Genomic DNA, 13,492 nt, shown 5'->3' on the forward strand with positions numbered 1-13,492 from the left:
TTAACCTTAAATCACGAAGCAAAATTTAACGCTCCGCTATACCAAAACCTCAAGGTGCGGGATTCAGCTCATTAACGCTCAATCCTGCACATCGAGCTTGTTTAGGAACGAGTTTGTTTAGGAGTAAGGCCACACATAAACCCTACTCCGGACTAGCGAGTCATCATATAAACACCAACTTAGAAATACGCAAACCATTGCTTGATTTTCGTTCCAATTTTATCTTTTAAATATACATTTGGTTGGCTATACTCTGCTCGCTAGTGATTGGTTTTTAACCAATACGAATGGATCTAGGTGATGTAATGTAGCCTTCACCCTAAAATACTGGGCAATTGAAAAACTAGTTAGCTCCGTATTGCACACCAAGGACAGTTGTTAATCTGACTTTAAATAAGCCGAGACGAGCACTGTTATGAGAACAATCATTTGTAATTCGCTTCAAAGCTTCTGGGATATGGCTGACAATCAGTTTTTAGAAGGCCTAGACGTCCACTGTGTTTTCCCCGTAAATGACGCTATCCGAGATTTTATTCTTGCTTATCAACAGCAATACAAAATACGCAGCGTGTCTTTTACCAATGCGTTTGCAAAACATGCATAAAAGAAGACCGAGCCATAAGCTCGGTCTTCTTGTTTTAGTTGGTAAGCCGCTTTACTAACCCACTCGCGCGAGTGGTTTTCACCTTAATGCCTCGCTTCAGAACATTGAGTTCGGCGTAAAGAGCTAAACGCTTTTTCGCGCGGGTAATGCCTGTGTAAATCAACTCACGGGTTAATATCGGGCTAAAGTCTGGTGGCAAAATCATCAGGGTGTAATCAAATTCACTGCCTTGCGATTTATGGATGGTCATGGCGTAAGCCGTTTCATGTTCAGGTACTCGGCTCGGTAAGACCGATTTCACACTGCCGTCAGGTAACTCAAAAAAGACTTTCAAACGCGGTTCTTCTTCACTGTCATCTCGCATGCAAATACCAATATCACCGTTATACAAACCTAAACCGTGATCATTACGCGTAACCATGACGGGTCTGCCGTGATACCAAATTTCATCCTGAACTTGAATGAACTTGCGCGCCGCGAGCGATTTCTCGATGCGTTGGTTTAGCCCAGCCACACCAAAATCACCTTCACGGATCGCGCACAGCAGTCGGCATTGGTTGAAGGTATCTAACACCGCTTTGGCTTTGTGCGTTAGCGACTCTAGCTCTCCGGTTTTAGGATCTGTTTCCTGTTGTCCAATGCGTTTGAGGTAACGACCGTATTCCTGCACCAACGTCTGCATCATTTGGTTGTAATGTTGACTACTTAGCGCGAAATGTTCGATGTCAGAAAAGTCACGCGCCCAGACGTTATCTACGCTCGCAGCAGAACCGGAGTTAACCGCTTTTGCCAACTGACCAATGCCTGAGCGAGCATCAAATCGGTAGCTCTTTTGCAGCATACATAAACTATCAGCAATGCTAGATGCACTGTTACCTGTATGGGCTAAAGTATCGAAACCCGTCAGTTTTGCGATGGCTGACGCCTGCTCTTTGCCATAACCCAATGCATGGAACGAACAGATATCACCCAACACAGCCCCTGCTTCAACTGAAGCAAGTTGGTCTTTATCACCTAGCAAAATCAGCCGCGCATGTTTCGGTAAGGCATCGACCACTTTATACATCATTGGTAAATCAACCATCGACGCTTCGTCGATAACTAAAATATCCAAATGCAGTGGATTTTGCTTGTTGTGACGAAATTCTGCGCTATTAGGAATCGCGCCAAGCAATCGATGCAAGGTGCTTGATTCAGTCGGTATTTTGGCTTTTAGCTCCGGAGAAACTGGCAGCTCTTGCACTGCTTTACCAATGGACTCGGTTAATCGCGCCGCCGCTTTCCCCGTCGGGGCCACCAGCTTGATGGTTAGATTTTTCTCGTGCTTTGCCTGTTCAATCAAAGCAGCAAGCAATTTGGTTACTGTCGTCGTTTTACCCGTACCAGGACCACCAGAAATCACAGCAAATCGACGAGTTAACGCAACCGCCGCCGCGACTTTTTGCCAGTTCACACAAGCAGAAAGTGGCACCAGCTCATCCAGTTGCTGCAAATCCTGAACCTTGCGCGCATTGCTAAGCACGGAATCAATGGCGTGCCAATCCAACGATTCGCTTGCGACCACATCAAGGTGGTCACACACCAATTGTTGACGCAACACTTGGTTGCTGCTTCCCGCTTCTACTGCTTTGCCTAACGCGTTAAACAGAAAATGGTATTGGCGTGCAAATAAATGGTTGAGCAACTCGGATAATCGCGCAAACTCTTGTGGTTGCAAGTTAACTGCGGCGCCCAAGTGATTAAGCTTTTCCGCCAGAGTCACTTCATAATGCCAATAGCGGTGCAGATACAGACGCTCGCCATCGAACATCAACGGCAAGGCTTCTCCTTGCGCGCCGACCAAGCTGGAATTTTGTAATAGTTCTATCCAGTCTATGACTTGTAGCTGTGTGTTGAGCGCCAATGCCGACTCACCAAACAGCCCTAGCTTACTGGCTAAATCCGTAGATTGCCCTTGTGCATCGAACAGAGACAGGCAGATATGTCCTTTGCCAAGCTCACTACTGACAACACCAGCGATAAACGCCAGTGCTTGGCTATCCGACTGTTCATCATGCGTTTGAGAATCAATAAAACAGGCGAATTGGTAGTCGAGCTGACGAATAGCGCCTTTGTGCGCCAAGCGTTCCAGCACTACCAATAGACTATCTTGGCCAGAATGAAGATTGTGATTTGTCGTCATTAAAGTAGCTCCATCTGCCCGGCTTGAGTTGAGCGCGTTTCAAGTACTTGACCATCAATCAAACGATCCATCTCTTGTAAGAAGTCTAAGGTTGGTTTCGCGGCAAAAATGCCGTGGTCACTCTGCCCATCCATGCCGCGCAAGAACAAGTAATACACGCCACCGAAGTGATGATCATATTGATAATTCGCCAATCGGCTGCTTAGGAAACGATGCAGTGCTAACGCATAAATCTGATACTGCAAATCGTAGCGGTGATCCGCCATCGCCGATTTCAGAGCCTCACCATGGTAGCTCGTCACATCGTCGCCAAGATGATTCGATTTCCAGTCAAGCACGTAGTATTTACCTTGATGTTCAAACACCAAGTCGATAAAACCTTTGAGCATACCTTGCACGGTTTGGAAACCTAAATCCCCCGCTTTCGCCGACAACGGATCGTGACGTTGAATGACTCGGTTTAACGCCGGTGCAGACAAAACTTCAATCGGCAGCAAAAATTCCATCTCCACCAAACGTTGCGACGGTGCTTTTTGATTCAGCAGCAAAGACTTACCATCCAACGGCGTTGCGAGTACGGTATCAATCAATTGCTGTAAAATGGGTAACCACTCTTCATCGAGCTGTTCGCTTTCCATCAAACCAAGGATGATTTGTGTATTCTCTTCCGTCGTGGCTGGCTGAGTAAATTCAATTTCCTCAAACAGGCTGTGCAGGAACGTACCCGGACGCGCACCACGAGGGAAGGTAAAAATAGAACGCTCTGGCTCCACCAAATCCGCTTCGTCTTGTTCTTCAGATGAGTCGATATCAAAACCCGTAATCTCAATCGTGGCATCATGCTCGGCGTGATGAGAGCCTTGCTTGACCAAGCCAGAATAACTGGTGATGCGCCAGTTTCTATCGATAGGGTTTTGCAGCTCTTTCGCGCTAAGATCGTGTATTTCTTCTTGTGGCGCTACGTACTTCTCTTCGAGTTGCTGCGGCGGATCGGCCACAACGACACAATCAAGCTCGTCTTGTTGCTTTGTTAAACCTTGGTACAAATCGTTAATGCCACCTTCTTGACCATTTTGAATCAAATAGCCAATCGCACTGCGGTGTACGCCGGTTGGCTCTTTGGTCGAACGGCCATTGCGCAAAGGCGAGGCTCCAATAAAACACGCATACACAGCACGCGTTAACGCCACGTATATCAAGCGTAAGTCTTCCGCCAAACGCTCTTTATCCGCTTGCTTCATGGACGCATCGTTGCCAGTGATATCCAGTACCGTGCGGTCATTGGCTGCATCGTAATATTTGGCTTCGCTGGCTTCTCGATAGCTGAACACAAACGGCAGAAATACGAGGTCATACTCCAAGCCTTTTGATTTATGAATAGTTACGATCTGCACTAAGTTACGTTCCGATTCTAAACGTTGGATTTGGTCATCACTGCCGCCCAAACCATTTTCCGCATCACTGATGGACTGAGCGAGCCAACGCAGCAGACCGTGGTCGCTATCCAGTTCATTACTGGCTTGTTGAAGCAGTTCACCGATGTGCATTAAATCGGTAAGTGCTCGCTCACCATTTTCACCCTGTGAACTCGCACCTTCTTCTAGTAATCGCTCGGCAATATGGCGTTTGCTGATCACCGCGCGCAACATCGGCAGCACACCACGTTGAATCCAAAGTTTGCGATATTCTTTGAATTCGTTTACGGCGTTTTCCCACACCACTTCATCGTTATTAAGTGCATCCAAACTTGCTGCGTCGAGGGCAAACAGCTCAGAAGCAAGACTTGCACGCAGCGCACGGTCATTTTCTGGAGTCAGCACCGCTTGCAGCAAACGCTGTAGATCCTGCGCCACTGAACTGGTAAACACACTGTCTCGGTTAGACAGGTACACGCTGGCAATGCCTTGATCAGCCAACGCTTGTTTGATCATTCGACCTTCACTACCTGTTCGAACCAACACTGCGATATCGCCCGCTTGAACCGCTTTCTGTTTTTCGCCATTCACCAGACACGCTTTCCCCTGTTGAGCCTGCGTCAAAATGGTTTGGATTTGGCTTGCGGTCGCCTCCGCCATTCGAGTCAAATACTCGCCTTTGGGTAGCGGTTTATCGTCCGCTTCTTGCAACCAATAGGTCAGCGCGGGTTGCTTTTGGCCACCCATAGTCCAAATGCGTTTTTCGGCATTGGGACTGTATTTTACGGGTAAGAACGGGATGTCCGAATCATAGATAAATGGACTATCAGGCAAGGCAAATACTTGGTTTACCGCCTGCACCATATCTGCGCTAGAACGCCAGTTGGTTCCTAACGTGTAGTGGGCACTTACTTGGTTACGCGCTTTGATATAGGTGAAAATGTCTGCGCCACGAAAGCCATAAATCGCCTGCTTGGGGTCACCGATCATAAACAAACCACATTCCGGGTTGTTCAGATAAATACGGCTGAAAATACTGTATTGAAGCGGGTCGGTATCTTGGAACTCGTCAATCATTGCGACAGGATACAAAGTACGAATACGCGCCGCTAAAAGCTCGCTTTCGTCCGTATCGATAGAAGCAGAAAGTTGTGTCAGCAAATCATCGAAAGAGAGCCACTGTTTTTGATTTTTCGCGTTGGCCAGCATCACACGACAATGCTCAATCGCATGAGCAAGCAGTGGCGCTTTTAAGCTGATTGGGTTAGCAAGAAATGTTTCAATGGCTTCAAATACCGCGTGCTGCGGCGCACTGCCTTTCGGTGTTTTTTCCAACAAGACGTTTTGCGCGAATTTCTCCAGCTTGTCTGGATAATCGTAACCTGTGGTTTCCGTTGCTGCCCAAGCGTTTACCGCCTCCAACCACGTCGGCAGAGACTTTTTGGTGTAGCTGCGTTTGTTAATATCTGAATCTGAAATCAGCGTCAAGAAGTCATCTTGGCTTTCTCGCCACTGTGCTTTTAATTCATCAATTTTTTTCAAATTTTCAGTATGAAGATCAGCCAAACTGCCTTTCATTGCTGGAACAGAAAGGCTTAACGGCGCGCCAGTTAAGTAATTGCTGATGTCAGACAACAACGCAGATGGAGAGCCCCATAGCTGGCGGATTTCTCCCGCCAAAGTAAATGGCAATGGGTAGAAATTTCGGCGCCAGTAATCGGCTACAACTTGCGCTTTTAGGTGACTTTCATCGGTCACAAACTCGTTATTAAATCGGCTGCCAGATTCAAACGCATTTTGCGTTAGCATACGTTGGCAAAAACCGTGAATGGTGTAGACCGCCGCCTCGTCCATCTGACGCTCTGCCTGCAATAAAATTTCTGCGGCTTGCTTGTGATCGTCAAACTCATTAAGCAAAGGTTGGATCACCGGATCGGAACTCTGTCCACGCGCAAACGCGATTCGCGCATCATGGATTCTTGCCCTGATACGATCGCGTAATTCCGCAGTTGCCGCTTCGGTAAAGGTTACGACCAGAATTTGGTCGACCGTAAGCGGTACGCGATGTCGAGTTTCCGCGCTGCCGTGACCAAGCAAAAGGCGCAGATATAAACCTGCAATAGTGAAGGTTTTACCTGTACCTGCTGATGCCTCGATTAACCTCGCACCGTGCAGAGGAAACGTCATCGGTTCTAGTGGCGTTGGTTGAGGTTGCTCTGTGCGGTCTAACGTATGTAGAGGACACTCTGCACCTGACATTTGATCCATAACGCTGAATCTCTCCGGATTATTTACTAGGACGTATCACCTAATAAATGTGATCTATAGTTAAAAATTCTATTAATATGTTTAACAAGTTGGATAATTTAGAGCTTTGTGAGATCTTTCTCACGGTTATCCATAAGACGTACCGTTAGTATGCGCCCCACGAGATAAGCCAAACCTTTTGGCGGCACAACTCAAATGAATTAAACAAAAGTATCATGGTCCCTCTGACCTTGTGGCCGTACAGCGAACGCCCTACAAAAAATAATGATTTTCTGGCGGCCACCCTACTCTTCCTTCTCTTTATCCAACTGTCTTTATTACGCTTTTACGTCATCAGCGTCTTGAACCGCTAAGCGCGCACCTTGCAAAACTAATGCTGTCAGCAAACGAACTTCTGAGGCCAACTCATCATTCCAAGCAGGCCAAATTCGAGAGATGTACGCATTATTGCCTTCGCCCGGGCTCATGAAGCCATCATTGAATGCGTCAGCCATTTTCTTCAAAGATTTCTCTTCGTCATCTACCCACTGACCGCGACTAAAGCCCGCTTCAACACAAGCCAACGCCGTTTTCGGGAAATAAGGCAAAGGCTTAGTCATGCCTTCGAAGAATAAGCGAACTAATTCAGTCAGTAGCTGTTTGGCATACTGAGCATCGGCAATTTCTGGGTAGATCAAATGCAGCGCGCCTTCTTTACGATCGTAACCAATGATGTGGGTTTTCTTAGCATGACCCGACGCCGACATGGCAAGGTGATCGATCCACGCTGCAAGGTAATCCTGCGATCGAATCTTACCGCTTCGATAGCGAATCAAACCGGATTGGTAGCATTGAGTTAGCCAACCTGTTAGGCGAACGTTTTTCTCTTCGCCTTCATTTCGCTCAAACAAGGAATCAAACGTCAGGTCGATTTCCAAATCGTCTTGAGGCGCACCAGATAAAAACGCCAGTTTATCCACCAGCTCTTCCGCCTGAACTCGGTTGGTTTCAAATTCGATATCACCAAACGCCCCCACCGGCAGTTTGCCTTGCGCGCGCTGTTGACTCATAAAGTGTTTAAGCACCTCTGTTTTTTTCTCTGGCTGCATCAATGTCGTTTCAAGCAAGATTTCTAACAGCTCATCACGCATTTGATAGCTTTCCAAACCACCTAAAACAAAGGGTTCGTCGTCTTCCATCACCGGTAGCGGCGGTTCAAAGATTACTTTTAAACGACGATTGAAAAAATACTGCACTGGTAAACGCCAGAAACGTTGCAACTCGACTAAGTCGAGCTCAAGCGGGAACGTCGCTCCCAACAGATAGTCGTCTAATGCCCGATTAAAATCACGACGGACATAGCCTTGCGATTGACTGCTTTGAGTCAATGCCGCTGGAATCCACTCTTTCGCGTAGCTGGCGTGCATGCCTTGGAACGCACTTGGGCTAAACGGCACCATGGCGTGGGTATTCACCAACGCATTTAATAAGTTGTCGCCAGACTCATCAACAGGCAACGCTTCATCACCACTTAAACAATAGTTTTGGTGGCAGTATTCCATCAGCTCAGAAACCAGAACCGAAGGCACTCGCTCGGTATTGTCTTGGATTGAACGGCCAACATAACTGATGTAGAGCGTTTGTTGTGCAGACAACATCGCTTCGAGGAATAGGTAACGGTCATCATCTCGGCGCGAACGGTCGCCCGGTTTGGTTCTTCCTGTCATCAAGTCAAAGCCTTCTGGCGGCATGGAGCGTGGGTACACGCCGTCATTCATCCCCAGTAGACAAACGGTTCTAAACGGAATAGAGCGCATCGGCATCAGGGTACAAAAGTTCACTTGACCAGCAAGGAAGCGCTGGCTGACTCGTGTGCCAGATAATTTGTTTTGAAGGTATTGGCTGATGATCGACGGCGATAACGCATCATCAAATGCGGCATCAGCTAATTGCTCTTTGAGTTGGCTGAGCGTATCGCGAATGGACTTGAGCGCCATTTCGCCTTCTAACTCAACTGAGAAGAAGTCATCCAGCAGTGAAACCAAAGTCTCTCGCCAACCATCGATAGTTTGAACATGAGAAAGTTTGCTTCGATAAGTGCTAATTTGTTGGATAAAGTGTGCCAACTTGCCCGCCAGCTCTGCGCCCATGCCTTGCACTTCGTTGTACGGAGACAAACTGCCTTGCTCGGTTTCAAACAAACCTGCGGATTCTGGCATCGCGTAGCCAAGCAACATGCGTTGAATACCAAATTGCCATGTGTTTTGACGGGTTTCCGGCAGTTCAAATTCGCGTCCGGTATTGGCATCCAATCCCCAGCGAATTCCCGATTCCTCAACCCATTGTTTGGCTTGTAAAAAATCATCTTCGCTGAGTTCAAAACGCTTTAATATCGCCGGAGTTTCCAGAAGTTCGAGTAGTTCTGATGCCAAACAGCGCGTATTGGGTAAGTTCACCAACTGCATAAATGCGGCCAGAATTGGGCTCTCTTGATCGGCGGTTCGGTCAGAAATCGAATAGGGAATAAAACGCTCACCCGGCGCGTTACCAAAGACCGCCTGAATCGCAGGGCTGTAAGCGTTGATGTCCGCGACCATCACGATAATATCGCGCGGTTTTAACGTTGGGTCAGCATCGAACATCGCCAACAGTTGATCATGCAGCACTTCCACTTCGCGCATCGGGCTGTGACAAGCGTGTAGGCTCAGTGATTTATCACCCAAGCTAACCACTTGTTTGTGATGACTGTTTTCAATCTGTTGGTCATCTTGATGTTCTTCAAGATTGAGAATATCCGCTTGCAATTGATGGAGCAGACTGTCGCGCTCAACATCAACAAAGGCTTCGATTTCATGAGATTCCAGCTGAGACAACAGATACATATTGTCGCGCCCGAGTTTACCCATGGACGCCAACAGACTGTTTCCGACCACATCGGTGTGCAGCTCATCGATCACATTATCTTCCAATGAACCTTTCAGTTGCTCAGTTTCACCTTGCACTTCCGAGTGATCGTCCTGCCACACAACGTGCTGACGATGTTTCGCCGCCAAACGAGCCAGATATTTGCGATCTCGAACTTCACCCCAATAATAACGACAAGGGTTAGTGAACATCAGATGCACGTCGATGTGTTCACCAATTGCTTTTAGCGCATCCATATAGCGAGGCGGCAACGAAGAAATGCCAAAAACAAACAAACGCTTGGGCAAATGGTCAAAATTGCAGTTAAAACTCTCTAACGTGTCGATAAAGTGCTCATAAAGGTTGGCACGGTGATAAGGAGACTGCCCTAATGACACAGTGTGATCATACAACGCTTGCCATAAGATCGGCTGCCACGGATGCTCATCTTCCAGCTCTGGCACACTCTGCCCAGCTTCCCAACTTGCGATCCATTCCGGACGATACACCAAGTAACCATCGAAAATATCGGCAATTTTCTCAGCCAGCTGATACAGCTTAGAGTGGTCAATGTCATCTTTGAGGTACTGCGCTAACGGCGAAAACACCTCTTGGTTGAGAAGCCCCGGCAGCAGATGCATCAACTTCCACGTCATCGCTTCTTTGTTAAACGCACTGCGTTTTGGCACGTCTGGCAACACCTGCGTAAACATTTCCCAAATGAAAGTAGCAGGGAGCGGAAAATCAATGTTCGCGGCAACACCAAACTCTTTGGCCAATTCCATTTTTAGCCACTGGGACATGCCCGGACTTTGAACCAGAATTTGTTCTTTTTCGAACGGGTTTTCCAGCGGACTGATTCGAATCAGTTCGACAAGGAGTGATTTAAGAACGTCAACTTGGTTGGAGTGATAAACAGTAAACAAATTGGGAATACCGAGCGCCGATTGAAACTGTTAGCTAGCTTAGCACAGCCCCATTTAAACCCGCAGTGATCTCGCGTTCGGAAAAAACAAAAGGTTATATATTACTCAAATAGAGTATGAATCTTCTGAATTTTCACATGTCAATCAAGTCTGACACTTCCATACAAAATGTGACATTCGTCGCAACTATTCCATAATAAAAAACACTGTTTTATACTCCCTCTACCCATAATTTATAAACAAACAAAAAGTATGTTTCGCAAACTGTCTTCCAACAGCGCTTGGCTGATTGCTTTTTTTGCTTGCTTTGCAGTGTACCTGTCGATCGCTTGTTATCCTTTTGTGTTGTCTAACAATCAGAATGAACCGCTAACCTTGTTGCAAGGTTACTATTTGGTTTCGACTCAATATGGCTGGCTGGGCTTGATCGCTCTTCCATTTATGTTGTTGAGTTTATTGCTCTCTTTTCTACCGACTCGAGCATTCAAAGGTATCGTGATCGCTATCGCGATCTGTCTATTGATCATGTTTAAAGTCGATATCCTCGTTTTTCAGCAATACAAACTTCACATCAACGCCCTATTAATCCGTATGTTTTTCGAAGGTGGCGGTGATGTCTTCGATATTTCTTGGATGAGTTGGCTAATCTTCATCAGTGAAATTGCCATTCTGGTGATCGGGCTCGCTTGTACCGTTTGGGTAAGTAATCAACTGTCAGAAAGCCGAGCTAAGTTCGTTTTGATCAGCGTTTGGTTTGCTGTATTGCTTAGCACGCAGATGATTCATGCGTACAAAAATGCCCTTTACGACGATGAAGTCAGTCAGTTTTCGAATAACTGGCCACTTTACTACCCGCTGACGGCTCGTAAATTTATTTACAAACACGACCTAGTGGATGAGAGCATTGCATCGAAGAACCGCGTAGAGTTAACCAACATTGAACGTAGCTCACTCAACTATCCGCTTGCGCCGATTCAAGTGCAAAGCAAAGAGAAACAGCCCAATGTCTTGTTTATCTTGGTTGATGCGTGGCGCTACAGTGATGCGACGCCGGAAGTCATGCCAAATGTCAGCAAGTTCGCCGAAAAAACGGTGAATTTCACACAACATATGAGCGGCGGCAACTCAACTCAAGCGGGTATTTTCAGCCTGTTTTACAGCTTGCCAGCGACCTACTGGGAAAGCTTTTACGCAAGTCAACGCTCTCCTGTGTTTATGGATACGCTGCAAGCAGAAGGCTACCGCATGGGCATTTTTGGCTCGGCACCGCTCACCAGCCCGCCACTTTCTCGCACGGTATTCAAAAAAGTGTCGGACTTGACCTTGAAACAAACTGGGGAAACAGCTGTCGAGCGCGATCAGCAGATAACAGACAAGTTCATCGAGTTCCAAAAGCAGGACAGCGACAAGCCGTACTTTGGTTTTCTGTTCTACGATGCCGCCCACGGCACAGTATTTCCCGAACCTGAATTTGCGAAATTCAAACCATACTGGGAACGCGTTGACCACATTTTGCTCAACAACGATTTTGACGCTTCGCTTTACCACAATCGATACAAGAACTCGTTGTACTACATCGATAGCTTGATTGGCGATGTGCTGAAAAACGTCGACTTAGACAACACCATTGTGGTGATTTCATCAGATCATGGTGAAGAGTTTAACGACCATAAGATGAACTATTGGGGCCACACGGGTAATTACAGTGACGTTCAAGTGCATGTGCCTCTTTACGTGTACATGCCAAATCGTCAGCCAGAGCAAGTTGATTACCGCACGACCCATTTTGACGTCGTGCCAACCATGATGAATACGCTGTTTGACGTTCAAGGCACAACGAGTTCATACAGCGTTGGTCATAACTTGTTTGATAGCTCTGCCTCTCGCGATTGGTATATTGCAGGCAGCTACTACAACTATGCATTGGTCGGCAAAGAACTGATGCTTGTGGTCAACCCTGGCGGACACTCTCAGCAACTGAATCGCCAGTTAAAAGTCGAGAAAGAACAGAAAGTTCCTGTCGATATCATTCGTCATTCTCTGGATGAGATGTCGCGATTTTACAAAAAAGACTAGCGTCCAACATCGACGCCGATTGAAATAAAAAAGCCTCTTGGTTGTAAGACCAAGAGGCTTTTTCCTATCTGCTATTTAAGCGTGATGAGCGTGCATCAAGCGTGGCTGAATCAATAAGTTGTTGATGTATTGTAAGGCCACATAAGAGACAACAAATGTTGCCACAATCAACTCAAGACCAGCTAAGCCTCGCACTTGTTGAACATAGTGCGCAGCCAATCCTTGCAACTCCATCCAATTCGCCATTTTAAACAGCGCCGTCGCACCGATCACCATCGGGAAGGTAAACGCTGCATAGCCAGGGCTGAATGGCAGTCTAAGCAATTTAAAGAACGCGAGATATATGATGGCTGTCATCAATACCGCGATACCAAATAGCATAGCGATGATCACTGGTGATGGTGTCGCAGTGACCGTTAAGTACCCTGCCAATGATAGACTTGCTGGTGCCGCCATAATTGCCATGGTTGGTTTTGCTGCATCCGGAATTTCATGGGTGAACATGAAACGGTAAATCATCATCGGCAACATGATCGCGTACGCCACCATACCAAACATCAGTGCACCTTGTGCCACTGGTGCTAACATCGGGTTGCCAGAGAAAGACACATCCGCAACGATGATACCCACAGGCGGTACAAACCAACTAGGAACCATGTGGTGCAATTCAAAATCTTTGGCGCGATGGTAAACAAAGCTCACCAAGAACACGATGTGCAAAACCACCGCAATCAGCCAAAGCGCATCGCCAGCTAATGGGTAAAAATGGCCGAGAGAGTTCGATACCACCATAGTGCCCATCGCAAATGTCGGAACCACGCTGCCCACAACCGGATGAGCAAGATCTTGTCTCAACAGATGATTATGTAGCAAAAACTTGGTTGCCAATATAGCCAACAATATGCTCGCGATACCCGCACTAATCCACTGTCCGTAGCCATGTAATTCGGCGAAGTTCTCCCAACTCCAGCCCAAGCTTGCAATACCAAGAGCCAAACCCGCCATTGGAGTTGGCGCTCCCATTACTTTTGCTTTTGTTCTTTGAATCATGATGACCTCAACCAGACTCACTCTTGATGGGACGTATAATACGCTTGCACTTCGTTCCGATATATCTAATTATTTAAAACAAACGTTC

Annotated in this window: 6 protein-coding genes; 2 read left to right on the top strand and 4 right to left on the bottom strand. The window is 47.0% G+C overall.

The features are described from left to right. Nucleotides 1-415 precede the first annotated feature (415 nt). Entirely contained in the window at nucleotides 416-604 is a 189-nt protein-coding gene (locus tag R7M92_RS11000; RefSeq protein ID WP_005380230.1) for a hypothetical protein, read from the top strand. A gap of 34 nt (nucleotides 605-638) precedes the next feature. Here the strand turns inward: R7M92_RS11000 and recD are convergent, their stop codons facing one another. The 3 genes from recD to recC all read right to left on the bottom strand — a co-directional run bounded on the left by recD (nucleotide 639) and on the right by recC (nucleotide 10,278). Next, complete coding sequence (recD, locus tag R7M92_RS11005; RefSeq protein ID WP_318133373.1) at nucleotides 639-2,786, bottom strand: exodeoxyribonuclease V subunit alpha; 2,148 nt, start codon at nucleotides 2,784-2,786, stop codon at nucleotides 639-641. Then, nucleotides 2,786-6,460 carry an exodeoxyribonuclease V subunit beta gene (recB, locus tag R7M92_RS11010; RefSeq protein ID WP_258667094.1) on the bottom strand — a complete coding sequence of 1,225 codons (3,675 nt, stop codon included), beginning with the start codon at nucleotides 6,458-6,460 and terminating at the stop codon, nucleotides 2,786-2,788. Before recB ends, recD begins: the two co-directional genes overlap by 1 nt. A gap of 326 nt (nucleotides 6,461-6,786) precedes the next feature. Beyond that, complete coding sequence (gene recC / locus R7M92_RS11015; protein WP_258509685.1) at nucleotides 6,787-10,278, bottom strand: exodeoxyribonuclease V subunit gamma; 3,492 nt, start codon at nucleotides 10,276-10,278, stop codon at nucleotides 6,787-6,789. Nucleotides 10,279-10,530: 252 nt separating this feature from the next. On the opposite strand from recC, the gene R7M92_RS11020 reads away from it, so the two are divergent. Next, nucleotides 10,531-12,354 (top strand): DUF3413 domain-containing protein, encoded by a 1,824-nt coding sequence (locus tag R7M92_RS11020; protein ID WP_318133374.1) that lies wholly within the window; start codon nucleotides 10,531-10,533, stop codon nucleotides 12,352-12,354. A 75-nt stretch (nucleotides 12,355-12,429) separates the two neighbouring features. Here the strand turns inward: R7M92_RS11020 and R7M92_RS11025 are convergent, their stop codons facing one another. Continuing rightward, on the bottom strand, nucleotides 12,430-13,404 hold the full coding sequence (locus R7M92_RS11025; RefSeq protein ID WP_017636010.1) for a TDT family transporter: 975 nt from the start codon (nucleotides 13,402-13,404) through the stop codon (nucleotides 12,430-12,432). Nucleotides 13,405-13,492: the final 88 nt, after the last annotated feature.

It is taken from the genome of Vibrio sp. Vb2880 (assembly GCF_033337975.1).
Lineage (GTDB): Bacteria > Pseudomonadota > Gammaproteobacteria > Enterobacterales > Vibrionaceae > Vibrio > Vibrio alginolyticus.

Bases quoted from the DNA above. Each gene is read 5' to 3' on its own strand.
- R7M92_RS11000 (WP_005380230.1), top strand. From the start codon at position 416: ATGAGAACAATCATTTGTAATTCGCTTCAAAGCTTCTGGGATATGGCT.
- recD (WP_318133373.1), bottom strand. From the start codon at position 2,786: ATGACGACAAATCACAATCTTCATTCTGGCCAAGATAGTCTATTGGTA.
- recB (WP_258667094.1), bottom strand. From the start codon at position 6,460: ATGTCAGGTGCAGAGTGTCCTCTACATACGTTAGACCGCACAGAGCAA.
- R7M92_RS11020 (WP_318133374.1), top strand. From the start codon at position 10,531: ATGTTTCGCAAACTGTCTTCCAACAGCGCTTGGCTGATTGCTTTTTTT.
- R7M92_RS11025 (WP_017636010.1), bottom strand. From the start codon at position 13,404: ATGATTCAAAGAACAAAAGCAAAAGTAATGGGAGCGCCAACTCCAATG.